This window comes from Thermomonospora catenispora (genome assembly GCF_006363815.1).
Taxonomy (GTDB): domain Bacteria; phylum Actinomycetota; class Actinomycetes; order Streptosporangiales; family Streptosporangiaceae; genus Thermomonospora; species Thermomonospora catenispora.
Map to the genome: position 1 here is coordinate 40,804 of NZ_RRYT01000002.1, position 24,695 is coordinate 65,498.

The window sequence follows — 24,695 nt, forward strand, 5'->3', positions numbered from 1 at the left end:
AGCGGCTTCCGCGGCGGCCCGTGTCCATGCGATCACCGTGCGGTCGGCGGATCGCGCCGGGTGACGGCCAGCCCGGCCACCGCCGCCGCCATGCTCACCAGCGCCATGATCAGCATGGCCGTGATCGCCCGGTCGTAACCGGCCAGCACCCCGGTCAGCGACCCGGACGGCACCGCGCCGGTGAACAGCGCCGGTCGATCCGCCGTCGGCAGCACGCTGGCGATCATGCTCAGCGACAGCGCCACCCCCAGGGTGTTGCCCACATTCTGCAAGGTCAGTCGCATCCCGTTGACCACGCCGAGCCGGTCGCGCGGCACCCGGGCCATGATCGCGGTGGTGTTGGCGGTCAGGAACACCCCCGAGCCCGCGCCCATCAGCGCCAGCCCTGCCGCCACCAGCGGGTAGGGGACGTGGCGGTCCAACGTGACCAGCAGCGTCGCCAGCCCGGCCGCGGTCATCGCCGGCCCCGCCGCCGCGACCGTGCGCGGCCCCAGCCACCGGGCCAGCGCCCCGGCCAGCGGCGAGGCCACCATCATCGCGACCGGCACCGGCAGCACCGCCAGCCCCGCGGTCGCCGCGTCGACCCGCCACACCGCCTGGAAGAACAGCGACGCCACCAGCACGATCCCGAACCGGGCCAGGGTGTGGAAGAACGCCGCCGCGTTGGCCAGCGCGAACCCCGCGTCCCGGAACAACGCCAGGTCCACCAGCGGGTGAGAGGCGCGGCGTTGCGCCCACCAGAACGCCGGCAGCGCCACCGCCAGCGCCGCCAGCCCGGCCAGCACCAGCGGGCTGCCCCAGCCCAGCGAGCCCGCCTCCGACAGCGCCAGCAGCAGCCCGCCCAGCCACACCAGCAGCAGCAGCGCGCCCCGCACGTCCACCGGCTCCCGCTCGCCGCGCGGCATCCGCCGCAGCGTGCACGCCCCCCAGCAGAGCGCGGCCACCCCGAACGGCACGTTGAACCAGAACACCCACCGCCAGCCCGCCGCGTCCGCCAGGAACCCGCCCACCGACGGCCCCAGCACCTGGGCGATGGAGATCGTCGACATGTAGCACCCGATGCCCTGGCTGAGCAGATGCGGCGGGAACGCATGGGCGATGATGGCGGTGGCGTTGGCCAGGATCATCGCGAACCCGGCCGCCTGCACCACCCGCAGCGCGATCACCGCCCCGATCGTCGGGGACAGCCCCAGCAGCAGGCTCGCGAGGGTGAACACCCCGTACCCGAGCAGATAGGTCTCGCGCCGCCCGAACTCATCGGCCAGCCGCCCGCACAGCACCAGCAGCACCGTGTTGGTCAGCATGAACGACAGCAGCACCCAGTGCGCCGCCAGCGCCCCCGCCCCGAAGTGCCGCACCACCACCGGCAGCGCCACGTTCAAGGTGCCGGCGTTGATCCCGGTGACCAGCGAACCCAAGGTCACCACCGACAGCACGCGCCAGTGGTACGGCACCTGCACGATGGCCCGCCCTTCGCCCGGAGGATCGTCGACCGCCGCGGTCCATGATCTCCCGGCGCGCGGCCGGGACGATCAGCGGGCCAGCCGGATGAGGATCCGGCACACCTCCTGAAGGATCTCCTGCGCCTCCCGCTCGTCCTCGGCCGCCGCGATCTCCCGCCCCGCCTCGGCGATCACGGCGGTGAGCACCTGGCTGAGCACCTGACGACGGCGGGCGCCCGCCCCGTTGCCGTCCCCGTCCAGGCCGCGCAGCAGCTTGGTGTTCTGGGCGATCCACTGGCGGGAGCGGGCGCGCCGCATCAGCGTGAAGCCCGAGGGGCCCTCGCCCTCCAGGAACAGCCGGGCCACCTGCCGGCGCTCCCAGCACGTCTGCAGATAGGCGCGGGCGCCGGCGATGAACAGCGCTATCGGGTCCTGCTCGCCCCGGGCGCGGGCGTCCGCCACCGCCTGCGCGGCGCGCTCCTCCTGCAGGCGGTTGTAGTCCTCCCACAGCGCCAGGTACAGGCCCGCCTTGCCGCCGTAGTGGTGGTACAGGCTGCCGACGCTGATGCCGGAACGCTCGACGATCTCGGCGATGCCCGCGTCGTTGTAGCCACGGTTCGCGAAGACCTCCTGGGCCGCCTCCAGCAACGCCTGCCGAGTCGCGTCGGCGCGCGCCCACTGCCGGCCACCGCCCCCCTCACCATGGCCGTTGATGCCCATGGTCCCCATGGTCCCATGCCGCGCTCAGTACCAGTGGTTGGCCTGCCAGAAGCGCCACGCCTTGCAGGGGTCGCCGTACCGGGCCTTGATGTAGCTCAGCCCCCAGGCGATCTGGGTGGGGGAGCTGGTGCGCCAGTCGGCCCCGGCGGAGGCCAGCTTCTCGGGGGGCAGGGCCTGCGGGATGCCGTACGCGCCGCTGTAGGGGTTCTGCGCCCGCTCGTTCCAGCTGCTCTCGCGCTCCCACAACTGCTCCAGCGACGGCCAGCAGGCGGCCCAGCCCTTGAGCTCGTTCATCTGCTTGCCGTACGCCTTGTTCTGCTTGGCGCTGGGGTTGATCCGGCGCAGCATCTCGGCGGTCTTGGAGGCCTCGATCTTCTTGCGGTTCTTGCGGTACCACTCGGCCCGCTCCCGCGCCTTGCGCTCCTCCTCCTTCTGCTGCAGATAGGCGCGGTGCTTGGCGGCGGCGACCGCGTCGGCGGCGACCTTGTCCATGTCGCTGCGGTTCAGCAGCGCGACCATCTCGTTGGCCGACAGGTCCAGCTCGGCCGCGATCGGAGGCGGATCGGCCTTGGCGAAGCCGAAGGAGCCGATGTTCAACGCGACCGCCATCAGCGCCGCGATGGCGGCGAGGGTGATGGTGACGTTGCTGGTGAGAACGCGCCGGACCAGGCGGCGTCGGCCGCGGCGGCGCCTGCGGGCCGCAGCGCGCCGACCCTGCACGGGTCGCTCGGGCCGCTCGGCCGGCCGTCGTGGAGGTTCGGGCATCGCGCCCCGACTGTGCCGCATGAGAGTTGATCGACCCTGTCTCGCCGGTACTTGTCGTCGCCAAAGATACGCAAGGTGACGCATGATCGGTTCGGGGCGCCGAAAAGCCACGCTCCGTGATCGCCCGGTTTCTTCTTCCCCTGAGCGCCGCCGGCGCTCGGAGAAGGGCTCCGGATCGTCTCGGGAGGCCCGAGCCGCGAAGCCCGTGCAGGGGCCGGCGGCCCTGCCACGGGCGCGGCGCCGATCACGGACGCGGATTCTGATGAGCGGGACTGAGGGTCGTGGGCGTCCGCTTTTTGGCGCAGGGTTCCACACAGTGCTCCAGATCACAGTCGGCGCCGGGCGCGACCGTCCTCGCCGGACCGTGATCCGCCGACCTCGGTGGCTCGGCCGGGCGACCGGCGGGCGCCCGAGACCACGAAGGAGGCTGGTATGACCCCTGGTCCCGCTCCCTGCGGCGAGGGCGCCGGGTGAGATGGCGTCGATCCTGGGCAGGGCGCCGGAACTGGTGGGCCGGCGCCTGGGGAGGGCCGCCGACGAGACCGGGCTGCTGTTCGTCACCCTGCTGGAGGGACTGCGCCGCACCTGGGACTTCAAGACCTGGTGGGGCGAGTTCATCGACCAGTGCTGGTTCATCGCCCGGGTCACCAGCGTCCCGGTGCTGCTCATCGCGATCCCGCTGGGCGCCACCATCTCGCTGCAGGCCGGCGACATCGCCCGCCAGCTCGGCGCCCAGTCCGGGACCGGCGCGCTGGTGGTGGCCAACATGATCACTCAGGTCGCCCCGCTGGCCTCGGCGCTGCTGATCTCCGGCGCCGGCGGCTCGGCGATCACCTCCGACATGGGCGCCCGGCACATCCGCGACGAGCTGGCGGCCCTGGAGGTGATGGGCGTCAACCCGCTGCACCGGCTGGTCACCCCCCGGCTGTGGGCGGCCAGCACGGTCGCGGTGCTGCTGTGCTCGGTGGTGATCCTCTCCGGCACCATGGGCGGCTACTACTTCAACGTGGTCCAGCAGGGCGTCAGCCCGGGGGCGTTCTTCGACGGGGCCACCTCGCTGCTGCAGTTCTCCGACCTGGTGGTCACCTTGCTGAAGGCGTGGATCTTCGGATTCATCGCCGCCGCGGTGGCCTGCTACGCCGGCATGAACTGCGCGCTGGGCCCGGTCGGCGTGGGCCGCGCGGTCAACAAGGCGGTGGTGGTGACCTCGATCCTGGTCTTCGCCGCCAACTACGTGATCACGATGCTCTACCAGGTGCTCGTCCCTCCGAGGTTGTAAATGGTCGCCACCGCTCCCGTCCTCGCCCCGGTGCGCCGGGCCGGCCGGGCGATGCGCGATCGCGCCGCCGGCCTGGTCGACGCGGCGGGCATGCCGGTCTTCCTCGGCAGGGTGCTCTACCACCTGCTGCTTGATCTGATCCTGCGGCGCAAGTACGGCCAGATGCTGCTCCGCCAGGTCAGCGACATCACCGTCGGCGTCGGCGCGCTGGTGATCGGCGGCGGCATGATCTTCGTGATCGGCACCATGTCGCTGGCCACCGGCGCCATGGTCGGCATGCAGGGCTACCCCTCGCTGGAGCGGATCGGCGCCGAGGCGTTCTCCGGGGTGCTGGCCAGCTTCGCCAACGTCCGCGAGGTGACCCCGATCATCGCCGGGGTGGCGCTGATCGCCCAGGTCGGCTCGGCGTTCACCGCCGAGATCGGGGCGATGCGGATCTCCGAGGAGATCGACGCCCTGGAGGTGATGGGCGTCAACTCGCTGACCTTCCTGGTCTGCACCCGGGTGGCGGCGGCGGTGATCGCGCTGGTCCCGCTGTACCTGCTGTCGCTGTACGCCAGCTTCTTCGCCACCCGGCTCATCACCGTGCGGTACTTCGGTCTCTCGCCCGGCATCTACGACTACTACTTCAACCTGTACCTGCCGCCGATCGACGTGCTCTACAGCGCGATCAAGGTGGCGGTGTTCGCGTTCGTGATCATGTTCATCCACTGCTACCGCGGCTACTACGCCGCGGGCGGGCCGGTGGGCGTGGGCGTCGCCGCGGGCCGCGCGATCCGCGAGTCCAGCGTCTCGATCATCGTGATCAATCTGCTCCTGTCGTACATCTTCTGGGGCCACGGCGGCACCGTGAGGTTGACCGGATGAGCGAGGACCACCTGTCCCTGCGGTCGCGCCTGCTCTACGGCGCGATCGGCGTCGCCGTCCTGGCCGGCGGCGCCGCATACGCCCTGGCGGGCGTTCACCCCGACCGCGACGGCGCCCGGTACTACCACGCCGTGTTCGGCCGGGCCGGACAGGGGCTGGACGACCGCTCCGAGGTGAAGATCCGCGGCATCACCGTGGGCGGCGTCGAGTCGGTCGCGCTGCGCCCCGACGGCCGGGTACGGGTCCGGTTCCGCATCGACGACCGGGACGTGCGGATCACCCGGGACGCGGTGGCCTCGATCGAGCCGGTATCGGTGTTCGGGCCCAAGGACCTGGCCGTCGACCTCGGCGCGACGGCGGAGAAGGGGCCGTTCCTGGAGGAGGGCGGCACCGTCGCCCGCACCGAGGACCCCGAGGAGCCGGCGGATGCGGCCTGGCCGGCGTACCGGCTGACCGGCGCGCTGGACCCGCAGGACCTCTCCGCCCTGCTGCACACCTTCTCCGAGGGCCTGCGCGGCCAGGGGCCGGCGCTGCGCCGCTCCATCGACAACGGGGCGAGGCTGCTGGAGGTGATGCACGACCGGCGGGCCGAGCTGCGGCGGCTGGTCGACGACGTGGCCGCGTTGTCGCAGACGTTCGGCGGACGCGGCGGGACCGTCACCGGACTGGCCGAGGACTTCACCGCCGTGTCCGGGGTGATCGGCGATCGCCCGGACAAGGTCGAGCGGCTGCTCAAACAGGCCGAACGGCTGTCGGAGCAGCTGTCGGGCACGCTCGCCCGGCACGGCGACGACATCGCCGAGCTGATCGACGTCGGCTCCCGCGCCGTGGAGGTCCTCCACCGGGAGCAGAACGAGATCCCCACCCTGATCGACGGGTTGAACGGGTTCTTCAGCCTGCTCAGCGACATCATCCGGGTCCCCGGACCGGAGAACTCGCTGCTCGCCCAGGTGGTGGCGTACCTGCCGACCGACGTCTGCAAGATCTTCGTGGACGCCTGCGAGAGCGACGACGACCGCACCTATCTGCGGCTGCCGGGAGGCCCCCGATGATCCCGCGGCTGCGGTTCCGGCACGGCCCCGACCCCCGGTCGCTGGCGTCGTTCACCGTGTTCGCCGCGCTGACCACCGCGCTGACCGTCTTCATCGCCCAGCAGATCCTGGGCACCGGGTTCGCCGACCGCTATGAGCTGACCGCCACGTTCGACGACGTGACCGGGCTGCTCGGCGGCGACCAGGTGAAGATCTCCGGGGTCCCGGTCGGCCGGGTCGACCGGATCGGCGTCCGGCGCGGCAAGGCGGTCGTGGTGATGAAGATCGACCGGGACGTGCGGATCCCGGAGGACTCCACCGCCGCCGTGCAGTGGCGCAACGTGATGGGCCAGCGGGTGATCTCCCTAGAGCCCGGCCGCAGCCCTGTCAAGCTCGGTCCCGGTGACCGGATCCGGCACACCCGCTCGGTGGTGGACCTCGGCGAGCTCGTCAACGCGCTCGGGCCGCTCACCGGCAGCCTCGACCCGGACATGCTCAACCGGCTGCTGCAGGGCTTCGCCCGGACGCTGGACGGCAACGAGGCCAACATCAACGCGATGATCCGGAACATGGACGCGCTGCTGGCCGCGTTCGGCACCCGGGCGCAGACGATCCAGCGGCTTCTGGAGGACTACCGGACGGTGGCCGAGGCGGTCGCGGTGCGGGACCGGCAGATCGCCGCCGCCGTGGACAACCTGGAGAAGCTCACCGAGGTCTTCGCCGCCAACCGGTCCCTGCTGGACGGCGCGGCGGTGGAGGTCTCCCGGATCGCCGCCACGCTGGACGAGGTCCTCGGGGAGAACGAGGCCCGGCTGTCCCGGATCATCGGCAACCTCACCGCCTTCAGCGAGACCGCCCGCTGGAAGCTCGACACGCTGGAGAAGATGGTGCAGAACCTGCCGCTGGCGCTGCGGCAGCTGTTCGCCGCCGTCAACGGCGGTCACTTCATGCGCACCAACGTGCTGTGCCTGAACGTCGTGCAAGGGCCCTGCCCGTTCCCGATGCGCTTCCCCAGCGGGACCGGCGGCGAGACCGCCCTCAGCGACCGGGACGAGGCCAAGCTCCGGCAGATGCTCACCGCGCTCGGGATGGGGGGCGGCTGATGGCGCTCAGGTCGCTGCGCGACGTCAACCAGCGGGTGGTCGCGCTGGTCTCGGTGACGGTGATCGGCGCCGCCTGCGCGCTGGCGTTCGCGGTGGGCGAGCTGCGCCTGCTGGAACGCGGCTATGAGGTGAGCGGGGTGTTCGCCGACACCGGCGGCCTGAAGGACGGCGACGACGTCCGGGTGGCGGGGGTGCGGGTCGGCCGGGTGCTGAAGGTCGAGCCCGACTTCTCCCGCGGCCACGTCGTCGTCACCTGGCGGGTCGACGCCGACGTCAAGCTGGGCCTGAACACCCGCGCCGACATCCAGACCGCCACCCTGCTCGGCGGGCGCTACCTCAAGCTGTCCGGCCCGGTCCCGACCGACGGCCCGTTCCTGGACGACCTGCCGAAGGAGGAACGGCGGATCCCGCTGGAGCGCACCACCGTGCCGTTCACCGTCACCGACGCGGTGAAGAACGCCACCGACCTCACCCGCCGGCTCGACCACGAGGCCATCGACCAGGTGCTGAAGTCGATCTCCCGGATCGAGTCGCCCCGCGCCGCCGAGCTGCGGCGGATGCTGGAGAACTTCCGCGCCCTGGCGACGGCGCTGAACGAATCCGCTCCGCAGATCGAACGCCTCATCAAGGCGAGCAAGGAGATCAGCGGCACGTTGGCGGCCAAGGACGAGCAGCTCCGGCGGCTGATCGAGCACAGCCGGACGCTGCTGACCACCCTGGTGCAGCGCCGGCGGGAACTGGCCGCCGCCATCGGCGAGGGCGGACGCACCGCACAGACCATGGCCCGGGTCCTCGAGGAGCACCGCGAGGAGCTGGACACCCTGCTGCGGAACCTGCATCTGCTCACCCGCCGGATCGCCCCCAACATCGACGCGCTCAACGCCGACTTCGCCCTGCTCGGCCCCACGTTCGCCCAGGTCGCCAACCTCAAGGGCAACGGCGACTGGGTCGAGGGCGTGCTGACCGGGCTCGGGCCGATCCAGCCTCCCGGACCGATCTCCACGCCCAAGGACGGAGGGAACTGATGCGGCGCCTGTTCGGCACGGCGGTGATCGTCGCACTGGCGGCCTCCCTGGCGGGCTGCGCGCCGTTCGGCCAGGACGCCCAGCGGCACATGACCGTGTACTTCACCAAGGCCCGGTCCTTCTACCCGGGCTCCAAGGTCAAGATCATGGGCGCGGACGTCGGGACCGTCGACGAGGTGCGCAACCTCGGCGACCGCATCAAGGTCACCTTCCATCTGCGTGCCGACGTCCCGCTGCCCCGCGGGGTCAGGGCGTCGATCGTCCCGCTGAACCTGGTCGGCGAACGCAACCTGGTGCTGCATCCGCCCTGGAAACCGGGCCAGCCCAAAGAGACCTCCGACGAGATCCCCCTGGAGCGCACCGACGTCCCGGTCGAGGTGGACGACGCGCTGGCCTCGTTCACCACCCTCAGCCGGGCGCTCGACCCGACCACGGTGAACGCGGCGCTGGAGAAGGCCGACGCCTCGCTGCGCGGCAACGGACGCGCCTTCAACGCCGCCCTGGAGCAGGCCGGCCGGCTGGTGGAGAACATCGCCGGACAGGACCGCGAGCTGCTGGAGGTGGCCCGCAACCTGGACCGGCTGGCCGGGGTGGTGCGCGGCCGGGAGCAGGTCCTCGGCCGGATGATCGAGGACTTCGGCGCGGCCGCCCGGGTGCTGGCCGATGAGCGCCGTGAGCTGCAGGAGCTGGTGCGCGGGACGCTGGCGCTCACGGAGGAGGGCCGCAGGCTGCTGAAGAGGTACAAGGGACAGCTCCCGCAGGACCTGGCGGTGCTGACCAGGTTCGCGCTGGTGCTGCAGGGCCAGAGCGACCAGGTGGCGCAGCTGCTGGACGTGCTGCCGGACGTCGGCGCGGCGCTGATCGGCGGCTATGACGAGAACCTCAAGGCGGTGCGGATCCGGTTCGCCACCGACGCGTTCCTGCGGACCTGGCTGACCGGCCTCCAGGGCACCGATGAGGTCGGCTGCCCGCTGCCGGAGCCCAACTCCAACTGCCCCTGGGACAGGGGAGGGGACTGATGCGCACGCCGCGTCTGGTGCGGATGGCCGTCCTCGGCCTGGTCGCCGGGATGCTGGCGACCGGCTGCTCGATCCGCACCCTGGGCGGGCCCAAGGGCGGGCTGACCCTGGTGGCCGTCTTCGACGACGTTCAGCATCTGGTGGTCGGGCACAGCGTGCAGATGTCGGACGTCAAGGTCGGGACGGTCACCGACGTGCGGCTGGTGGACGGCTACAAGGCCCGGGTCACCATGTCGATCGAGGACGGGTTCCGCATCCCGCGGGGCACCACCGCCGAGATCAGGGTGACCTCGCTGCTGGGCGAGAACTTCGTGGACCTGCGGCTGCCCAAGGGCCGCACGATGGCCTCCGGCCCCTATCTCGGCGGCGGCGACCGGATCGCCCAGACCAGCACCCAGCCGTCGTTCGAGCAGGTCGTGGGCCGGGCCGGGCCGCTGCTGAAGGCGCTGGCCGAGGGCGACGCGGCCACCATCGTCGACGCCGGGGCGAGCGCGCTGGGCGGCAACGGGGACGTGCTGAACACGGCCGTCGCCCGATCCTCCCGGCTGCTGGAGCAGTTCGCCGACCAGCGCCGGCAGCTCACCACCGCGGTGGACCAGTTCGCCCGGCTCGGCCGGTCGCTGGCCGACGGGGCGGACCGGCTCGGCGCGGTGCCGGGGGAGCTGGAGCGCACCACCCGGGTGCTGAACGAGAACGCCGAGCAGATCCTGGCCACCGTCGAGGAGCTCACCCGGACCGCCCGGCTGCTCGGCGACAAGGTCCTGGAGAACCGGGTCACCCGGCTCAAGACCCTGATCCGCCAGGTGGACCCGGTGCTCGAGCTGCTGGCCGGGGACCGCCAGCGGCTCGGCAGGCTGGTCGACGGGATCGAGGCGTTCACCGCGAAGCTGCCGCGCGCCACCTACGACGGGCAGCTCCTGCTGTATCCGCTGCTCCGGCTGGTGCTGGACGACGGGACGGTGCTCCCGAGCACGGGGAGCGGCCCCGCCACGACGGGCCGGTCCGATCCGCTGCCCGCCGGGGTCCGCGCGGCGGTGCCCATGACCGACGACGTCGTGAGGCCGCGATGAAGGCCCGGATCCACATCAACGTCGCGGTGTTCGCGATCTTGGGCGTGGCATTGCTGGTGTGGGCGTTCACCGGCGTGCTGCGGCTGGACGTCATCGAACGGCCGTACCGGGTCACCGTGGAGTTCGAGTCCTCCCCGGGCCTGCACCCGAACTTCGAGGTGGACTATCTGGGCACCCGGATCGGCAAGATCGACTCGGTGGAGCTGCGGCACGACCGCGTGGTGGTGCGCCTGGACATCGACCGGGACGTGCGGATCCCCCGCGGGGTGACCGCGGCGGCGGCGCGCAAGTCGGCGGTCGGCGAGCCGGTGGTGGAGCTGACCCCCAAACCGGGCCGGGCCGCCGGTCCGATGATGCCCACCGACGGCTCGGCGCGGATCCCCCTGGAGGACACCTCCGTCCCGCCCTCCTACGGGGAGCTGTTCGAGGCGGTCAACGACACCCTGGAGGCGGTCGACCCCGAGGCCGCCGGCGGCGTGCTGCGCGAGCTGGCCGAGGGATGGGCGGGCCGGCAGGACTCGCTGCGCCAGATCATCGCCGGGACCGACCGGCTGACCGGCACGTTCGCCCGCGACACCGAGCTGATCGACGGGCTCACCCGGGACTTCGGGAAGATCGCCGACGTGCTGTCGGCCCACCGGGCCGAGCTGGGGGCGGGCGTCGACGACCTGGCCGCGCTGACCGCCGCGCTGCGCGGGGTCCGCACCGAGCTGATCAGGTTGCGCGACCAGGGGCCCACCGTGCTGGAGACGGTGAACGAGCTGCTGGCCGGATCCCGGGCGGACGTGGAGTGCATGCTCGGCGCCCTGGGCTCCATGGACCTGGAGCGCAAGAACCCGCAGGTGTACGCGGACCTGCGCAAGACCCTGGAGCAGTCCGGGGAGCTGGTCCACGTGCTGAACAGCGTCATCCAAAAGGACCGGGGCCAGAACGTCCTCAACGTGTTCTTCCTGGTCACCCTGAACACCCCGGCGACTTTGGAGTACAAGCGCCCGCTGCCGCAGCCGGAGATCTCCCCCGTTCCGGCCTGCCCGGGGGGCCGGGTGCCGGCGCGGACCGAGCAGAAGGACTTCTACGGCAAGGAGCCCGGCGAGACCCTGCCGTCCCACGACGCCGAGGCCGCGCGACGGGCCCATGAGGCGGAACGGACCAGCGCCTCCGACCGCCCCGCCGGGCCGCCGACGTGGCTGGTCTGGCTTCCCCCGCTGATCGCCCTGTTGGTGCTGATCAGGGTCATGGCGGGCGCCGTCCCGGTGCTGTCCCGCCTGCGCCGCCGCAAGTGACCGATCCCTAAGGAGTGCGCCCGTGACAGTCGAGATCGGCAAGGACGTCACCGACAAGCCCGAGACCGCCGAGGGGGTCGTCGAGAAGGCCGACGAGCGGCCCGCGGAGGCGCAGGCCCCGACGCCTCCGGCGGAGCGTCCCGCCCGCTCGGCCCGCAGGAAGGTCCGCCGGGTCCGGGTGATCGAGGTCATCGACGACGAGGACGACGAGGACCTGCAGGAGGTGCTGCAGGCGCTGGAGGAGGGCGACGCCGCGGCCGGGCCGGACGGGGAGCGGCCGGGGCCCGCCCCCGACGGCGGGCCCGCCGGGCGGCGCGCCGGAACGGAGGCTCCCGAACCCGCGGAGGGGACGGAGAACACCGGGACCGCCGCGTCGACGACGCCGGCGAGGCCTGCCGAGCCCGCGAAGGCCGCCGAGGCCGGGGCGGAGCCGGCCGGGGACGCGAGCGGGGACACGGCCGGGGACGCGGGGAGGGCCGGTGCGAAGAGGCGGCTCGCCCGCCCCGGGCCCCGGGTCGGGCGCGGGCGTGCGCGGCCGTCGGCGCTCCGCGACGGGCGGCGCCTGATCGCCGGCGTCGCGGTCGTGGCCGTCGCCGCGCTGGCCACCGGCACCGTGCTGCTGTGGCGCTCCCAGGCGGAGCTGTCCGCCCGGGAGGAGGCCCGCAGGGAGGTGACCGAGGTCGTCACCGACTACGGCAACGTCGTCCTCAGCTACGACCGCAAGAACCTCAAGGCCTCCGTCGAACGCGCCCGCTCGTTCCTCACCGGCGACGCCCTCGCCGCGGCGAAGCGGACCGACGTCGATCGGCTGCAAAAGAGCATGGACGAGGGCGAGTTCACCCTCACCTCCAAGACCGACCGGGTCTATGTCGGCACCGTCGAGGGCCGTTTCGCCACCGCCGTCCTGGTCTTCGACATCACCATCGCCGCCCCGACCGCCACCCAGAGCGTCACCCGCAACTATCTGAGCCTCAGCCTGGTCAGGGAGAACGGCACCTGGAAGATCAGCCAGCAAAGGCCCGCGGGCCGCGAGACCGACACCACCGCCGACGGCGGCACGCTGCCCGATCTCGACCGGACCTCCGCTCCCAGTCCGAGCCCCACCGCCAAGGACTGAGCCGCATCCCGCACGCCGCGCGGGGTGCGGCCGGCTGCCGGCGGGACCTCGCCCGGTCTCGCCGCCGGCGCGGGCGGCGCGGGCGGCGCGGGCGAAGGCGCCGGCGAGCCGGGCCTCGCGCAGGTCGTCCTGGGCGCGTGCAGCCGCTGCTTCTCGCGCGGCCGCGGCCGATGGTCCGACGCTCGCGTGCGACCGCGGCCGTGCCCGCCCGGCGGGGAGGGGCGGTTCTCCAGGCGGTCGGCGCGCTCGGGGGTGAGGGCGATGCCCGGCGCGCGGGAGGGCTTCGCCTCGGGCGGGCCTGTTCAACTGCCCCCCTTCATGACTAAGGTAACCCTTGCTTAGGTAAGGCTAACCTAATTAAGGAGGTCCTCGGTGAGGCGACCGACCGCGGCGGAACGGGCACGGACCCTGGCGTACGGGATCGCGGGCGGCGCGCTCGTGACCGCGGCGTGGGAGGAGGACCCGGCGCGCGCGGACCCGCCCCCTCCCGTGCCGGCGCACGTCACCGACCCGGCGGGCCGGCCGTTGCTGCTGGTGCCCGCCGACTCCGCGGCGGCGGTCGCGCTGCGCGACGAGCCCGGCCCGGCCGCCACCCTGGAGATCGCCGACATCGCGCCGCTGCCCCTGGCCGACCGGCTGCGCGGACGGGCCCGGCTGCGCGGCCGGCTGACCGCACTGGAGGGGGAGGAGCTGGCCGAGGCGGCGCTGCGGCTGTCGCGGCTGCACCCCCGGGCCGAGCTGCTGGACGTCCGGGCGGGACGGACCGACGAGTGGACGGTGCTCGCCCTGGAGGTCGCCGAGGCGGAGATCTGCGACCCCTGGGTGCACGCGGCGGTGGAGCCGGAGGCGTACCGGGCGGCGCCGCCCGACCCGTTCGTGATCGTCGAGCACCGGATGCTGACGCATCTGGACGCCTGCCACGGCGCCGAACTGGCCGCGATGGTGCGCAATCGATTCGGCCCGGCGGACGGCGATCTGGAGGTCCGGCCGCTCGCTCTGGACCGCCACGGACTGTGGCTGCGCTGCTTCGCTCCGGATTCGGTCATGCCGCCGGGGCGCGATCTGTACATCGAATTTCCCGCCCCGGTCAGTGATCTCCGCGGTCTGCGTCGGATCTGCCGACGTCTGCTGGTCTCGGCGTGAGCCGGCACTACGGGTTCAGAACCGTGGTGCCCCGGATGTCCCGGATCCCGCCTCACGGCGATGCTCGATTCGGTCGGGGTCTCCGCGAGGGGAGGCGGCCCCGGCCCGGCCGCCCGGCGTGTGGGGGGTGAAAGCGCCGGGCGGTCCGGAAGGGCCCCGGGCCTCAGACCTTGGCCAGGGCCTGCTCCAGGTCGCTCCACAAGTCCTCGGGGTGCTCGACGCCCACCGCGAACCGCACGGTGCCGGCCCCGATCCCGGCGGCGGCCAGCGCGTCGGCGTCCAGCTCACGGTGCGAGGTGCTGGCCGGATGCATCACCATCGTCTTGGTGCCGCCCAGCGACACCGCCAGCTGCACCAGCCGCAGGCTCTCGGCGAACACCCGGCCCGCCTCCCGCCCGCCGACCAGGTCCACCGACAGCAGCCCGCCGAACCCGCCGTCCAGCAGCCGCCGCGCGGTCGCATGCTGCGGATGGGACTCCAGCCCCGGATAGTGGACCCGCTCCACCGCCGGGTGCTCGGCCAGCCGACGGGCCAGGAACAGCGCGTTCTCCGACTGCCGCCTCACCCGCATGTGCAGCGTCGCCAGGCCCCGCGTGCACAACCAGGCGCTCGTCGGGTCGAGGGTGCCGCCCGATATGAGCAGCTGGTTCCAGATCCGGCGGTGCACCTGGGGATCCGCGCACACCACCGCCCCGGCCACCGCGTCGGAATGCCCGCTGATGTACTTGGTGGCCGAGTGGACCACCACGTCGGCGCCGTGCTCCAAAGGCCGGCACAGCACCGGAGTGGCGAGCGTGTTGTCCACCACCACCGGCACCCCGGCCTGCCGGGCCACCGCGGCCAGCGCCGGAAGGTCCGCCACCTGGGTGACCGGGTTGGTGATCGTCTCCAGGTACAGCATCCGGGTCCGCGGCCGCAGCGCCGCCCGCACCTGCTCGGGGTCCTCGCCGGACACATGGGTCAGCTCCAGGCCCCACCGATCGGCCAGGTCGTGCAACAGCGCGTACGTCCCCCCGTACAGCGAGGACTGCGCGATCACATGGTCGCCGGTCCGCAGCATCGCCATCAGCACCGTGGCGATCGCCGCCATGCCCGACCCGGTGGCCAGCCCGTCGCAGCCGCCCTCCAGGTCGGCCAGCGCCCGCTCGAACGTGCGGACCGTGGGGTTGCCGTACCGGCCGTAGAAATACCCCGACTCCTGCGCGGGCTCCGCGAAGGCCGCCGCCAACGCCTCCCCGTCCTCGTAGGCGAACAGGTGGCCATGGTAGATCGGGGTCGTCAGCGGGCGGCCACCGGTGGGCCGGATGATCGGCGGATGCGCGGCGCGGGTCTGCTGGTGCAACTCCTTCATGCCCTCAGGGTGCCGCCCCGCCGCCGGTGCCGTGCACGGCCAATCGCCGCCAGTGGCCCGCCCGGCCGGCGCCGGGCCGCCCCGCGGATCACAGGTAGAAGCCGCCCTCGGCGCCGGTGGAGCGGGCCGTCGCGCCGGGGAGCCGCTCCCCGTTGCGGATCGCGATCAGCTCGGCCAACGTGGCCCCGTGCGGGCCGATCCGCGCCGGATCGGCGTCCTCACCCAGCCAGCGCATCGCCTCGGCGCGCGTCAGCGGGCCCACCTCGATCTGCGCCAGGCAGCGGCCGGGACGCACCACCGCCGGGTGCAGCTGGGCCAGGTTCTCGTTGGTGGTGATCGCCACCAGCACGTCCCGGCCCTGGCCGAGCATCCCGTCGGTCAGGTTGAGCAGCCGGGACAGGCCCTGCCCGGCGGACTGCTTGGCCTCCCCCCGGATCAGCTCGTCGCAGTCCTCCAGGATCAGCAGCCGCCACCGCCGGGAGGAGCTCTCCTCATCGGCGCCGACCGCCACGTGCATCAAGTAGCCGGGGTCGCTGAACAGCACCTCCGGATCCAGCACGCAGTCCGCCTGGCACCAGCCCGCCCAGGCGCGGGCCAGCGCCCGCAGCGCGGTGGTCTTGCCGGTGCCCGGAGGACCGTGCAGCAGCAACAGCCGGCCGGTGATCCTGCCGGGCTCCAACGCCATCACCGCGTCCAGCGCCTCGGCGACCGGGGCGGTGTAGTTGCCCCGGATGTCGGCCCAGGCGTCCGCGGAGATCACCCGCTGGCGGCGGCGCGGCATGGGCTGGGAGTGGTGCCAGAACCCCATCTCCACCTTGGTGTCGTCGGTGACCGGCGGAGCCGTGGCGTCCCGCACCGCCTCCTCCAGCACCGAGGCGGCCAGCTCCTTGGTGACCGCCGACACCGCCACGTACGCGGTGCCCTCGGACCACCGGTTGGACAGCAGCATCCAGCCGTCGCCGGCCGCCAGCACCGAGTGCTTGTTGTCCTCGCTGGCCTCCCGCAGCACCCGGCTGCCGGCGGGACGCAGCAGCGCGTTCGGCTTGACGTGCTCCAACCGGGTGGACTTGGACCACGGGTGCTCGCCGCTGACGAACGGACGCAGCGACAGCACGTCCATCACATCGGCGGGGGAGTTGGTGTCGTCCAGATTGAGGGCGAGGGACGTCCCCGGATCGGGCTCGGCCCCGGCGGTCTCGACGAGGTGCAAGATCTCCTGCGGACCTTCCTGGGACATGGCCATGCCTTCGATGATCAGGTGTCGCCCGCAAGGACGTCCACCGAATTCCGGTCCCTGATGTCTGGCCCTCAGGGAAGTTTCCAGTCGACCGGCTGCCCGCCCTGCTGCTCCAGCAGCCGGTTGGCGCGGCTGAACGGGCGCGAGCCGAAGAACCCCCGATCGGCCGACATCGGGCTGGGATGCGCCGACTCGATGCACGGCACCTGCCCCAGCAGCGGCTTGAGGCTGCGGGCCTGCCGCCCCCACAGGATCGCCACCAGCGGCCCGCCTCGGGCCGCCAGCGCGCGGATGGCCTGCTCGGTGACCTCCTCCCAGCCCTTGCCCTGGTGGGAGGCGGGCTTGCCGGGCCGCACCGTCAGCACCCTGTTGAGCAGCAGCACGCCCTGCCGCGTCCACGGGGTCAGATCACCGGTGCTCGGCTCGGGATGACCCAGATCGGCCTGGTACTCGCGGAAGATGTTGACCAGGCTGGCCGGGAGCGGGCGCACGTGCGGGGCGACCGAGAAGCTCAACCCCACCGGGTGGCCGGGCGTCGGATAGGGGTCCTGGCCGACGATCAGCACCCGCACATCGGCGAAGGGCTGCTGGAACGCCCGCAGGATGTGCTCCCCGGCGGGCAGATAGCTGCGTCCGGCCGCGACCTCGGCGCGCAGGAAGTCCCCCATCGCCGCGATGCGTCCGGCCACCGGCTCCAGCGCCCGTGCCCATCCCGCCTCGACGATCTCCGAAAGCGGCCGTCGCGTCATACCGGCCACCCTAGTGCCATGATCATGGTCGGCGCAGCCCGATCCCGCCGGGACGGGGACACGGGCGGACGACCGCGGCGACTCCCGCAAGACCCCCGAATACGTTAAGTGTTCTCACGGACGCGTTAAGTCGAGGTTACTTCCTGTTCTCCCCGGTTGATTTACCGCCCGGTACCGCTTAGCCCAGAGAACAGGGCCTGGATTCGAGCACTGCGGGGACGACGTATGCGGCAGCTGACGGCGGTGGACGCCAACTTCCTGAACGTGGAGACCAACACCACCCACGCCCACATCGCCGGGCTGGGGATCCTGGACACGGCCACCTGCCCGGACGGCCGGATCACCGTCGAGGACCTGGTGGAGCTGATCCGCGAGCGCGCCCACCTGGCCGCCCGCCCGCTGCGGATGCGGCTGGTCCAGGTGCCGCTCGGGCTGGACCGCCCCTACTGGGAGGACGACCCCGACTTCGACCCGGCCCGGCACGTGTTCGAGATCGGCCTGCCCGCCCCCGGCACCGCCGCCCAGCTCGCCGACGTGGTGGCGATGCTGCACGAACGCCCGCTGGACCGCACCCGCCCGCTGTGGGAGCTGGTCCTCATCCAAGGGCTGGCCGGCGGCCGCACCGCCGTCTACATCAAGGTCCACCACGCCGCCGTGGACGGGGTGCTGGCCGCCGAGACGCTGGCCGCGCTGCTGGACCTGTCGCCGCGGCCGCGCGAACTGCCCCCCGACGACTCCGAGCCGCGGCCCGCGCCCGGCCTGGCCGAACGGCTCGGCACCGGCCTGCTGCGCACCGCCCTCCACCCGGTCCACGGGCTGCGGATGCTGGCGCGCACCGCCCCGTACCTCGACGAGATCCCCGGGGTGGCGCAGCTCCCCGGCGTGCCGTCGATGGCGCGGGCGCTGCAGGGGATGCTGGGCCGCGAGGACGTGGCGCCGCTGCCCAGGGTCACCGCCCCGCCCACCCCGTTCAACGGGACGATCAGCGCGCGCCGGTCGGTGGCGTTCGGCGAGCTGCCGCTGGAGGAGGTCAAACGGATCCGCCGAGAGCTGGGCGGCAGCGTCAACGACGTGGTGATGGCGCTGGTCGCCGGCGCCTTGAACCGCTGGCTGGACAAACGCGGAGAACTGCCCGACCAGCCGCTGGTGGTGGCGGTGCCGGTGTCGCTGCGGCGCGGGGAGTCCGGGGACTGTGAGGCCGGCAACCGGCTCTCGGCGATGGTCGCGCCGCTGGCCACCCACGTGTTCGACCCCGCCGAACGGTTCGCCGCCGTGCGCGCCGACCTGGCGGCGGCCAAACGCAGGTTCGCCCAGTCCTCGGGCGGCTGGCTGGAGGGTCTCAGCGAGCTGCTGCCCGCCCCGCTGGCCGGCCCGGTGCTGCGGCTGGCCGTGCAGGCGCTGCCCACCGACCACCTGCGGCCGGTCAACCTGATGGTGTCGAACGTGCCCGGCCCGAACTTCCCGCTCTACCTGTGCAGGGCGCGCGTGCTGGGCTACTTCCCGATCTCGGTGATCAGCGACCTGACCGGCGGGCTCAACATCACCGTGCTGTCCTACGACGGCAGGCTGGACGTGGGCGTCGTCGCCTGCCGGTCGATGATCCCCGACCCGTGGGAGATCGTCGACCTCCTCGACGACGCGCTCAGCGAGCTGAAGAGCCTCCTCCGGGACTGAGCAGGGCGTCGCGGTGCCGCCAGGCCAGGCGGAGCGCGGCGGCGCCGGCCGGCTGCATGGGCCGCGGCACCGAGCCGTCGAACCGGGCGAACGTCACCCGGCCCTCGGCGTTCTCCCCGACCAGGGCGCCGAACAGCTCGGCGAACGCCTCGTCCTCGACCACCACCGCGGTCAGCAGATCCACCGCGAGCGTCAACGGGTCGACCCCCAGCCCGAGGAGCCGGACCCGCACCGCCCCGCTCCGCCGTGCCTCCTCCAGGCGCCGGAAGAACGGCCATCGGGCGTGCGAGAAACCCGGGCCGTACTCCTCCGCCGCGCCCAGGAACTCCTCGGCGTACTCCCGCGCCATGCAGTGCCACAGGTCCAGGTCCTCGTGGGGGTCGCCGGTCGCGGGCTGGAACACCCCCACCGGCATCACCTGGTGCAGCCCGCCCGCGTGCGCCACCTTCGCCGGATCCCGCCAGTGCAGCACATAGTCGCCGGCCCCGCGCCGGATGGTGACGGTCGTGATCGCCGGCAGCGCCGCCCGCCGGGACAGGTCGCACGGATCCCCGATCGCCGACCGCAGCGGCAGCCCGGGCGTCCCGGCGGCCAGCTCGTGCGCGACGGCCTCGCCGACGTCCACGCCCTGGAAATAGGACGCCATCGTCAGCCGCAGCTCGGCGAACCCGGCGAGAGCGGCGGACAGCAGCCGGTAGGCGGGCCGGTCCTCGAACACGGCCGGCGGGGCCAGCGCCTCCAGGGCCGCGCTGTAGGTGCGATGTCCCGCGGGCAGCTCGGCCTCCGCCCCCGTCACCGCCGGGGCCGGCGCGCGGTCCTCCCAGACGAGCCGCACCGACTCCAGCGGCATCGGCTCCGCGGCGATCCACTCCGGACGGGTCAGCAGTGCCGTGCCCGCGACGCGGTGCGCGCCGGGGTAGAGCCGAGCGGCGACCTCGCCCAGCTCCGCCCGCCGCTCGTCGAGCCTCCGGCGCCGCTCGAGCCAGCACCGCTCCTCCGCCGTCGTCATCGGCCGCCTCCCCTCCGCCGCGCCCGCCCCATCCTGTCGCGTCGGCCCGCCGGGCCGGAGGAGGGCGGCGACGAGGGCCGACGGAACCGGGGGAGGGGGGCGGATCGTCCTCGCTCGGCCGGCGCCTCGCTCCGGTGGGGGTGTTGGGTGTGGGGGAGGACCCCCACGCCCCCCTTGTAGGGGCGGATCATCCTCGCTCGGCCGGCGCCTCGCTCCGATGATCCGCCCCCCTCCCCGCGCATCGTCGTTCTTCCGGCGGGGTCCGGGCGCCGGATGCCGGGGTCAGGCGATCAGAAGTTGATCATGTGGCCGGCCAGGCCGTGGATCGCCTCCTTGACCGCCTCGCTCAGCGTGGGGTGGGCGTGCACGTTGCGGGCCACCTCGTGCACGGTCAGGTCCCACTGCTGGGCCAGCGTCAGCTCCGGCAGCAGCTCGGTCACGTCCGGGCCGATCATGTGGGCGCCCAGCAGCTCGCCGTACTTGGCGTCGCAGATGACCTTCACGAAGCCGTTGGGGTCGCCCAGGCCGTGCGACTTGCCGTTGGCGGTGAACGGGAACTTGGCCACCTTGACGTCGAAGCCCTTCTCGCGGGCCTGCGCCTCGGTGTAGCCGAAGCTGGCCACCTGCGGCTGGCAGTAGGTGGCCCGCGGGATCATCACGAAGTCCAGCTCCATCGTCTCGGCGTCGGCGATGGTCTCGGCCGCGATGATGCCCATCGACTCGGCGGCGTGCGCCAGCATCAGCTTGGCGGTCACGTCGCCGATCGCGAAGATGTGCGGCACGCTGGTGCGTCCCCGGGCGTCCACGTCGATCGCGCCGCGCTCGGTCAGCCTGACCCCGGTCTTCTCCAGGCCGTAGCCCTCCACGTTCGGAGCGAACCCGATGGCCTGCAGGACCTTGTCGGCCTCCAGCGTCCGCTGCGCGCCGTCCTTGCCGGCCACGGTGACCTTGACCCGGTCGCCGGAGTCGTCGATGCCTTCCACCCGGGTGGAGGTGAGCACCTCGATGCCCATCTTGCGGTAGCGGCGGGCCAGCTCCTTGGACACCTCGGCGTCCTCGCCCGGCAGCGCCCGGTCCAGGAACTCGACGATGGTGACCTTGACGCCGTAGTTGTGCAGCACGTAGCCGAACTCGATGCCGATCGCGCCGGCGCCGACGATGACGATGCTCTCCGGCAGCTTCTCGTCGAGGATCTGCTGCTCGTAGGTCACCACCCGCTCCGACAGCGAGGTGCCCGGCAGCAGCCGGGGGTGCGCGCCGGTGGCGATGATGCAGTGGTCGAAGGTGACCGTCTGGGGTGCGCCGCCGCCGGAGGGCGCCACCTGGACGGTGTGCGGGTCGAGGAACGTCCCCCGGCCCTCGAACTCGGTGATCCCGTTCTTCTTCATCAGGTAGTGGACGCCCTTGACCCGGCCTTCGGCGACCTGGCGGCTGCGCTGGAACGCCGCCCCGTAGTCGAACCGGACCTCCCCGTCCACCTCGATGCCGAACAGTTTGCGTTCGTTGGTGAAGATGTGCGCCAGCTCGGCGTTGCGCAGCAGGGCCTTGGAGGGGATGCAGCCCACGTTCAGGCAGACCCCGCCCCAGTAGCGCTCCTCGATGATCGCCGTCTTGAGCCCGAGCTGTGCCGACCGGATCGCGGCGACATACCCACCCGGGCCCGCGCCCAGGACCACAACGTCAAAGTGAGTGCTCATTCTTCGGACGATATGCGCCCGGGCGGGCCCCCGCATCTCGGAGGTCCGCCCGGCCCCGGGGAAGAGGGGCGAGATCACACCCGGATCTCCAGGGTGCAGCACTTCGGGCCGCCCCCGGCCTTGCGCAGCTCCGACAGATCCACGGGAACGGGCTCGTAGCCATGCCGCCGCAGCTGTGCGATCAGCCGCTGCGCCTCGGCGTTGATCACCACGTGCCGGCCGTCGCAGACCGCGTTCAGCCCCAGCACCGCCGCGTCGTCCTCGTCGGCGATCAGCGCGTCCGGGAACAGCCGTTCCAACACCGCTCGGCTGCCGGGGGAGAACGCCCCGGGGTAGTAGGCGACGTTCCGGCCGTCCAGGGGGAACAGCGCGGTGTCCAGGTGGTAGAACCGCGGGTCCACCAGCCGCAGCGTCACCACCGGGCGGCCCAGGAACTCCTGCGCCTCCTGGTGCGCGGCGACCTCGGTGCGGAACCCGGTCCCGGCCAGGATCAGCTCGTCCAGCACCAGGAAGTCGCCCTCGCCCTCGTTGACGTGCTCCGCCTCCAGCACCTCGGTGAACCCGTTGTCGCGGAACCATGCGGCATAGGCGGGGCCTTCGGCCGCCCGCTCGGCGTGCCGGAACCGCGCCCCGTACACCCGTCCGTCGACCACCAGCGCGCCGTTGGCGGCGAACACCATGTCCGGCAGGCCCTCGACCGGCTCGATCAGCTCGACCCGGTGCCCGAGCTCCAGATAGGTCTCGCGCAGCGCCTCCCACTGGGCCGCCGCCCGGTCCCGGTCGGCGCCGGCCTCCGGGTCCATCCACGGGTTGATCGCGTAGGTGACCGCGAAGTGCTCGGGAGGACACATCAGGAAGCGACGAGGCGACGCCTTCCGCGCGGTGGGCTCGGAGGCGACGCCGGCGGATGCGGCGGGGCCGGTCGTCGGCTCCATCGCCGGCGAAACGGTCATACGGGCTCCTGTCCACTGAATCTGGCCGATACAGCACGGGCTTACGATCCGTAAGCCTAAGAACCGGTAAGCCCGCCCCCCAAGGCGCCGATCTTGCGAAATGATGGTCGAACATTGCGTCTGCGGCGGCTGTCGCAGTCGATTCGTTGCGCGACGTGGAGGAATGCGGTCTATGTCACGTCGTGTTCCTCGGAGCCGCCGGGCCGGGACCGTCCCGGCCTGACATACCGTCGAAAGGGAACTGGCGCGAGTGAGTCAGGAGGGAGAGCACAGTGCGCATCCCCAAGCGCGTCAACGACGCCTGGGACTGGGCGGAGAGCCACGGCCGCGTGACGGCGCTGATCGCGCTGACGCCGATTCTGGCCGTGGGGGCGCTGTGGTCGCCGGTGCTCGCCGCGTTCGCCTTGGGCGCCCTCGGCGCCGGGGTGGTGACCTACCTGCGGCTCGCTCGGCGGATCGCCCGGCTGCGGGCGGAGGTGGACGAGCTGTTGCGCGAGACCGGCCGGCTGCGGCAGCGCAACACCATGCTGGCCAGCGGGATCGTGCAGGCCGAGAGCGCGGCCACGCAGAAGCTGCTGAGCATCCCCGAACTCAACGAGTACGCCGAGTCCGAGCGCAAGACCGCCTGAGGGCGGATCGCCCGAGGCGCCGCACGACCGTGACGGGACGTCCAGGTCGGCCCGGTGGGCCGAGCCGGCCGGGACGTCCCGCCCGACCGGCGCCGGGACGTCGCCCGGTGCCGGTGGCGCGTCCGCGGACGGTCAGGACTTGACCAGCATCCGCTGGGACATGGCGTGCTGCACCATCTCGATCAGCACCTGCTTGCAGGACTTCAGATCGCGCGCGTCGCAGAGCATGACCGGCACGTCGCCGTGGAGGTTCAGCGCCATCTTGATCTCGTCCAGCGAGTAGCGCTTGGCGCCGTCGAAGCAGTTGACCGCCACCACGAACGGGACCTTGCGGCGCTCGAAGTAGTCCACCGAGGGGAAGCAGTCGGCCAGCCGCCGGGTGTCGGCCAGCACCACCGCCCCCAGCGCGCCGCGCGAGACCTCGTCCCACATGAACCAGAAGCGCTCCTGACCGGGTGTCCCGAACAGGTAGAGCACCAGGTCCTTGCGAATGGTGATGCGCCCGAAGTCCATCGCGACGGTGGTGGTGTCCTTGGCCTCCACCCCGGAGGTGTCGTCCACCCCCACGCCGCGGTCGGTCAGGATCTCCTCGGTGCGCAGCGGGGTGGTCTCCGAGACGGTGCCCACCATCGTGGTCTTGCCCACTCCGAAGCCGCCCGCGATCACGATCTTGACCGCGGTGGGCAGCTTGGGGCGCCCGGCGGCCCGGTCAGAGCGCACGGAGTCCATTCAACACCGCCTCGTAAATCCTGATGTCGGTAATGTCGGCTTCCGGCTCGGGTTCCTGGATCGCTACGTAACCGCGCTCCAGCAGGTCGCCGAGCAGCACCCGGACGGTGCTGACGGGCAGGTTCAGGTGGCCGGTGATCTCCGCCACGGACATCACGTCCTGGCACAACCGCATGATGGCCAGGTGCTCCGGCCCCAGGCCGACCTCCGCCGTCGGCACCGGGCCGGTCGCGATCACCTGGGTGATCAGGTCGAATTTGCCCCGCACCGGTTGGATCCGGCCTCGGGTCATCACATAGGGGCGCACCAGCGGCCCGGCGTGGTCGTCCAGGAGCCGCTCGGGCGTGTCCTCGGGTGTGGTCATGACCGTGTCGGGCTCTCCGTCACCTCTGTCCGTGCCGATGTGCTCAGGTGGTGGCCCACGCTGGTGACCAGCATCGCCATCTCATAGGCCACCAGGCCCACGTCGGCGTCCTCGCTGGTCAGCACCGCCAGGCAGGCGCCCTTGCCGGCCACCGTCACCAGCAGGAACGCCGTCTTCATCTCGATGATGGTCTGGCGTACCGCTCCGCCGCCGAACCGCTCCCCGGCGCCGCGCGCCAGGCTCTGGATCCCGGCGGCCACCGCCGACAGATGCTCGGCGTCGTCCTGGCTCATGCCCTTGGAGGCGGCCATCAGCAGGCCGTCGGCGCTGAGCACGACGGCGTGCTGGGCCTCGGCCACCCGGTCGACCAGGTCGTCCAGCAACCAGGCCAGGTCAACGGAGGAACCTGTCTTCTGCACCTCTAACCGTCCTTGTGTCG

24 protein-coding genes are annotated in these 24,695 nt (G+C 72.4%); 12 read left to right on the forward strand and 12 right to left on the reverse strand.

Translation table 11 applies throughout. From position 1 onward, the window contains the following. Nucleotides 1-32: 32 nt before the first annotated feature. The 3 genes from EIO00_RS01995 to EIO00_RS24945 form a co-directional block, all read right to left on the reverse strand. The gene (locus tag EIO00_RS01995; RefSeq protein WP_241661058.1) at nt 33-1,460 is read right to left on the reverse strand and encodes an MFS transporter; all 1,428 of its coding nucleotides are present in this window, start codon (nt 1,458-1,460) and stop codon (nt 33-35) included. A 72-nt stretch (nt 1,461-1,532) separates the two neighbouring features. After that, nucleotides 1,533-2,162, reverse strand: coding sequence for a TetR/AcrR family transcriptional regulator (locus tag EIO00_RS02000; protein WP_140175158.1), 630 nt, complete (start codon nt 2,160-2,162; stop codon nt 1,533-1,535). Between the two features lie 24 nt (nt 2,163-2,186). Beyond that, nucleotides 2,187-2,927: an aggregation-promoting factor C-terminal-like domain-containing protein gene (locus tag EIO00_RS24945; protein ID WP_140175159.1), complete on the reverse strand. Its 741-nt coding sequence runs from the start codon at nt 2,925-2,927 to the stop codon at nt 2,187-2,189. A 475-nt stretch (nt 2,928-3,402) separates the two neighbouring features. Here EIO00_RS24945 and EIO00_RS02010 point away from each other — a divergent pair, with 475 nt between their 5' ends. The 10 genes from EIO00_RS02010 to EIO00_RS02055 all read left to right on the forward strand — a co-directional run bounded on the left by EIO00_RS02010 (nt 3,403) and on the right by EIO00_RS02055 (nt 13,864). Then, complete coding sequence (locus EIO00_RS02010; protein WP_140175160.1) at nt 3,403-4,206, forward strand: MlaE family ABC transporter permease; 804 nt, start codon at nt 3,403-3,405, stop codon at nt 4,204-4,206. Then, complete coding sequence (locus EIO00_RS02015; protein ID WP_140175161.1) at nt 4,207-5,073, forward strand: ABC transporter permease; 867 nt, start codon at nt 4,207-4,209, stop codon at nt 5,071-5,073. Then, entirely contained in the window at nt 5,070-6,125 is a 1,056-nt protein-coding gene (locus tag EIO00_RS02020) for an MlaD family protein (RefSeq protein ID WP_140175162.1), read from the forward strand. Before EIO00_RS02015 ends, EIO00_RS02020 begins: the two co-directional genes overlap by 4 nt. Then, a complete protein-coding gene (locus EIO00_RS02025) occupies nt 6,122-7,207 on the forward strand; it encodes an MCE family protein (protein ID WP_140175163.1) in 1,086 nt (361 codons plus the stop codon). Before EIO00_RS02020 ends, EIO00_RS02025 begins: the two co-directional genes overlap by 4 nt. Continuing rightward, the gene (locus EIO00_RS02030) at nt 7,207-8,232 is read left to right on the forward strand and encodes an MCE family protein (protein ID WP_140175164.1); all 1,026 of its coding nucleotides are present in this window, start codon (nt 7,207-7,209) and stop codon (nt 8,230-8,232) included. The genes EIO00_RS02025 and EIO00_RS02030 overlap by 1 nt, the downstream gene beginning before the upstream one ends. Beyond that, on the forward strand, nt 8,232-9,251 hold the full coding sequence (locus EIO00_RS02035) for an MCE family protein (protein WP_140175165.1): 1,020 nt from the start codon (nt 8,232-8,234) through the stop codon (nt 9,249-9,251). The genes EIO00_RS02030 and EIO00_RS02035 overlap by 1 nt, the downstream gene beginning before the upstream one ends. Continuing rightward, entirely contained in the window at nt 9,251-10,321 is a 1,071-nt protein-coding gene (locus EIO00_RS02040; RefSeq protein ID WP_241661059.1) for an MlaD family protein, read from the forward strand. Before EIO00_RS02035 ends, EIO00_RS02040 begins: the two co-directional genes overlap by 1 nt. Then, nucleotides 10,318-11,604: an MCE family protein gene (locus tag EIO00_RS02045; protein WP_140175166.1), complete on the forward strand. Its 1,287-nt coding sequence runs from the start codon at nt 10,318-10,320 to the stop codon at nt 11,602-11,604. The genes EIO00_RS02040 and EIO00_RS02045 overlap by 4 nt, the downstream gene beginning before the upstream one ends. A gap of 22 nt (nt 11,605-11,626) precedes the next feature. Beyond that, complete coding sequence (locus EIO00_RS02050; RefSeq protein WP_140175167.1) at nt 11,627-12,721, forward strand: hypothetical protein; 1,095 nt, start codon at nt 11,627-11,629, stop codon at nt 12,719-12,721. Nucleotides 12,722-13,093: 372 nt separating this feature from the next. Beyond that, a complete protein-coding gene (locus EIO00_RS02055) occupies nt 13,094-13,864 on the forward strand; it encodes a DUF2470 domain-containing protein (protein ID WP_140175168.1) in 771 nt (256 codons plus the stop codon). Nucleotides 13,865-14,027: 163 nt separating this feature from the next. Here the strand turns inward: EIO00_RS02055 and EIO00_RS02060 are convergent, their stop codons facing one another. The 3 genes from EIO00_RS02060 to EIO00_RS02070 all read right to left on the reverse strand — a co-directional run bounded on the left by EIO00_RS02060 (nt 14,028) and on the right by EIO00_RS02070 (nt 17,201). Next, nucleotides 14,028-15,215, reverse strand: a complete 1,188-nt coding sequence (locus EIO00_RS02060; RefSeq protein ID WP_140175169.1) for a trans-sulfuration enzyme family protein — start codon at nt 15,213-15,215, stop codon at nt 14,028-14,030. 88 nt (nt 15,216-15,303) lie between these two features. Then, entirely contained in the window at nt 15,304-16,458 is a 1,155-nt protein-coding gene (locus tag EIO00_RS02065) for a DUF5925 domain-containing protein (RefSeq protein WP_338325900.1), read from the reverse strand. Between the two features lie 65 nt (nt 16,459-16,523). Beyond that, on the reverse strand, nt 16,524-17,201 hold the full coding sequence (locus EIO00_RS02070; protein ID WP_140175170.1) for a uracil-DNA glycosylase: 678 nt from the start codon (nt 17,199-17,201) through the stop codon (nt 16,524-16,526). Nucleotides 17,202-17,426: 225 nt separating this feature from the next. Here EIO00_RS02070 and EIO00_RS02075 point away from each other — a divergent pair, with 225 nt between their 5' ends. Further along, a complete protein-coding gene (locus EIO00_RS02075; protein WP_140175171.1) occupies nt 17,427-18,875 on the forward strand; it encodes a WS/DGAT/MGAT family O-acyltransferase in 1,449 nt (482 codons plus the stop codon). Here the strand turns inward: EIO00_RS02075 and EIO00_RS02080 are convergent. From EIO00_RS02080 to ddaH, 3 genes are all read right to left on the reverse strand, one after another. Then, nucleotides 18,844-19,884, reverse strand: a complete 1,041-nt coding sequence (locus EIO00_RS02080; protein WP_140175172.1) for a transcriptional regulator — start codon at nt 19,882-19,884, stop codon at nt 18,844-18,846. The two genes, EIO00_RS02075 and EIO00_RS02080, sit on opposite strands and share 32 nt — an antisense overlap. A gap of 290 nt (nt 19,885-20,174) precedes the next feature. Beyond that, the gene (lpdA, locus tag EIO00_RS02085; RefSeq protein WP_140175173.1) at nt 20,175-21,581 is read right to left on the reverse strand and encodes a dihydrolipoyl dehydrogenase; all 1,407 of its coding nucleotides are present in this window, start codon (nt 21,579-21,581) and stop codon (nt 20,175-20,177) included. Between the two features lie 74 nt (nt 21,582-21,655). Next, nucleotides 21,656-22,534, reverse strand: coding sequence for a dimethylargininase (gene ddaH, locus EIO00_RS02090; protein WP_140175174.1), 879 nt, complete (start codon nt 22,532-22,534; stop codon nt 21,656-21,658). A gap of 272 nt (nt 22,535-22,806) precedes the next feature. Here ddaH and EIO00_RS02095 point away from each other — a divergent pair, with 272 nt between their 5' ends. Then, nucleotides 22,807-23,163, forward strand: coding sequence for a hypothetical protein (locus EIO00_RS02095; RefSeq protein WP_140175175.1), 357 nt, complete (start codon nt 22,807-22,809; stop codon nt 23,161-23,163). A 132-nt stretch (nt 23,164-23,295) separates the two neighbouring features. Here EIO00_RS02095 and EIO00_RS02100 read toward each other — a convergent pair whose 3' ends face one another. From EIO00_RS02100 to EIO00_RS02110, 3 genes are read right to left on the reverse strand one after another with little or no spacing between them, the layout of a single operon-like run. Beyond that, nucleotides 23,296-23,892: a GTP-binding protein gene (locus EIO00_RS02100; RefSeq protein ID WP_140175176.1), complete on the reverse strand. Its 597-nt coding sequence runs from the start codon at nt 23,890-23,892 to the stop codon at nt 23,296-23,298. Beyond that, a complete protein-coding gene (locus tag EIO00_RS02105; protein WP_140175177.1) occupies nt 23,873-24,256 on the reverse strand; it encodes a DUF742 domain-containing protein in 384 nt (127 codons plus the stop codon). The genes EIO00_RS02100 and EIO00_RS02105 overlap by 20 nt, the downstream gene beginning before the upstream one ends. Beyond that, nucleotides 24,253-24,675, reverse strand: a complete 423-nt coding sequence (locus tag EIO00_RS02110) for a roadblock/LC7 domain-containing protein (protein ID WP_140175178.1) — start codon at nt 24,673-24,675, stop codon at nt 24,253-24,255. The genes EIO00_RS02105 and EIO00_RS02110 overlap by 4 nt, the downstream gene beginning before the upstream one ends. Between the last annotated feature and the right edge of the window lie 20 nt (nt 24,676-24,695).

Excerpts from the sequence above, each read along its gene's own strand:
- EIO00_RS02000 (WP_140175158.1), bottom strand. The coding sequence starts at position 2,162 with ATGGGCATCAACGGCCATGGTGAGGGGGGCGGTGGCCGGCAGTGGGCG.
- EIO00_RS24945 (WP_140175159.1), bottom strand. The coding sequence starts at position 2,927 with ATGCCCGAACCTCCACGACGGCCGGCCGAGCGGCCCGAGCGACCCGTG.
- EIO00_RS02010 (WP_140175160.1), top strand. The coding sequence starts at position 3,403 with ATGGCGTCGATCCTGGGCAGGGCGCCGGAACTGGTGGGCCGGCGCCTG.
- EIO00_RS02015 (WP_140175161.1), top strand. The coding sequence starts at position 4,207 with ATGGTCGCCACCGCTCCCGTCCTCGCCCCGGTGCGCCGGGCCGGCCGG.
- EIO00_RS02020 (WP_140175162.1), top strand. The coding sequence starts at position 5,070 with ATGAGCGAGGACCACCTGTCCCTGCGGTCGCGCCTGCTCTACGGCGCG.
- EIO00_RS02025 (WP_140175163.1), top strand. The coding sequence starts at position 6,122 with ATGATCCCGCGGCTGCGGTTCCGGCACGGCCCCGACCCCCGGTCGCTG.
- EIO00_RS02030 (WP_140175164.1), top strand. The coding sequence starts at position 7,207 with ATGGCGCTCAGGTCGCTGCGCGACGTCAACCAGCGGGTGGTCGCGCTG.
- EIO00_RS02035 (WP_140175165.1), top strand. The coding sequence starts at position 8,232 with ATGCGGCGCCTGTTCGGCACGGCGGTGATCGTCGCACTGGCGGCCTCC.
- EIO00_RS02040 (WP_241661059.1), top strand. The coding sequence starts at position 9,251 with ATGCGCACGCCGCGTCTGGTGCGGATGGCCGTCCTCGGCCTGGTCGCC.
- EIO00_RS02045 (WP_140175166.1), top strand. The coding sequence starts at position 10,318 with ATGAAGGCCCGGATCCACATCAACGTCGCGGTGTTCGCGATCTTGGGC.
- EIO00_RS02060 (WP_140175169.1), bottom strand. The coding sequence starts at position 15,215 with ATGAAGGAGTTGCACCAGCAGACCCGCGCCGCGCATCCGCCGATCATC.
- EIO00_RS02065 (WP_338325900.1), bottom strand. The coding sequence starts at position 16,458 with ATGGCCATGTCCCAGGAAGGTCCGCAGGAGATCTTGCACCTCGTCGAG.
- EIO00_RS02070 (WP_140175170.1), bottom strand. The coding sequence starts at position 17,201 with ATGACGCGACGGCCGCTTTCGGAGATCGTCGAGGCGGGATGGGCACGG.
- EIO00_RS02075 (WP_140175171.1), top strand. The coding sequence starts at position 17,427 with ATGCGGCAGCTGACGGCGGTGGACGCCAACTTCCTGAACGTGGAGACC.
- EIO00_RS02080 (WP_140175172.1), bottom strand. The coding sequence starts at position 19,884 with ATGACGACGGCGGAGGAGCGGTGCTGGCTCGAGCGGCGCCGGAGGCTC.
- lpdA (WP_140175173.1), bottom strand. The coding sequence starts at position 21,581 with ATGAGCACTCACTTTGACGTTGTGGTCCTGGGCGCGGGCCCGGGTGGG.
- ddaH (WP_140175174.1), bottom strand. The coding sequence starts at position 22,534 with ATGACCGTTTCGCCGGCGATGGAGCCGACGACCGGCCCCGCCGCATCC.
- EIO00_RS02100 (WP_140175176.1), bottom strand. The coding sequence starts at position 23,892 with ATGGACTCCGTGCGCTCTGACCGGGCCGCCGGGCGCCCCAAGCTGCCC.
- EIO00_RS02105 (WP_140175177.1), bottom strand. The coding sequence starts at position 24,256 with ATGACCACACCCGAGGACACGCCCGAGCGGCTCCTGGACGACCACGCC.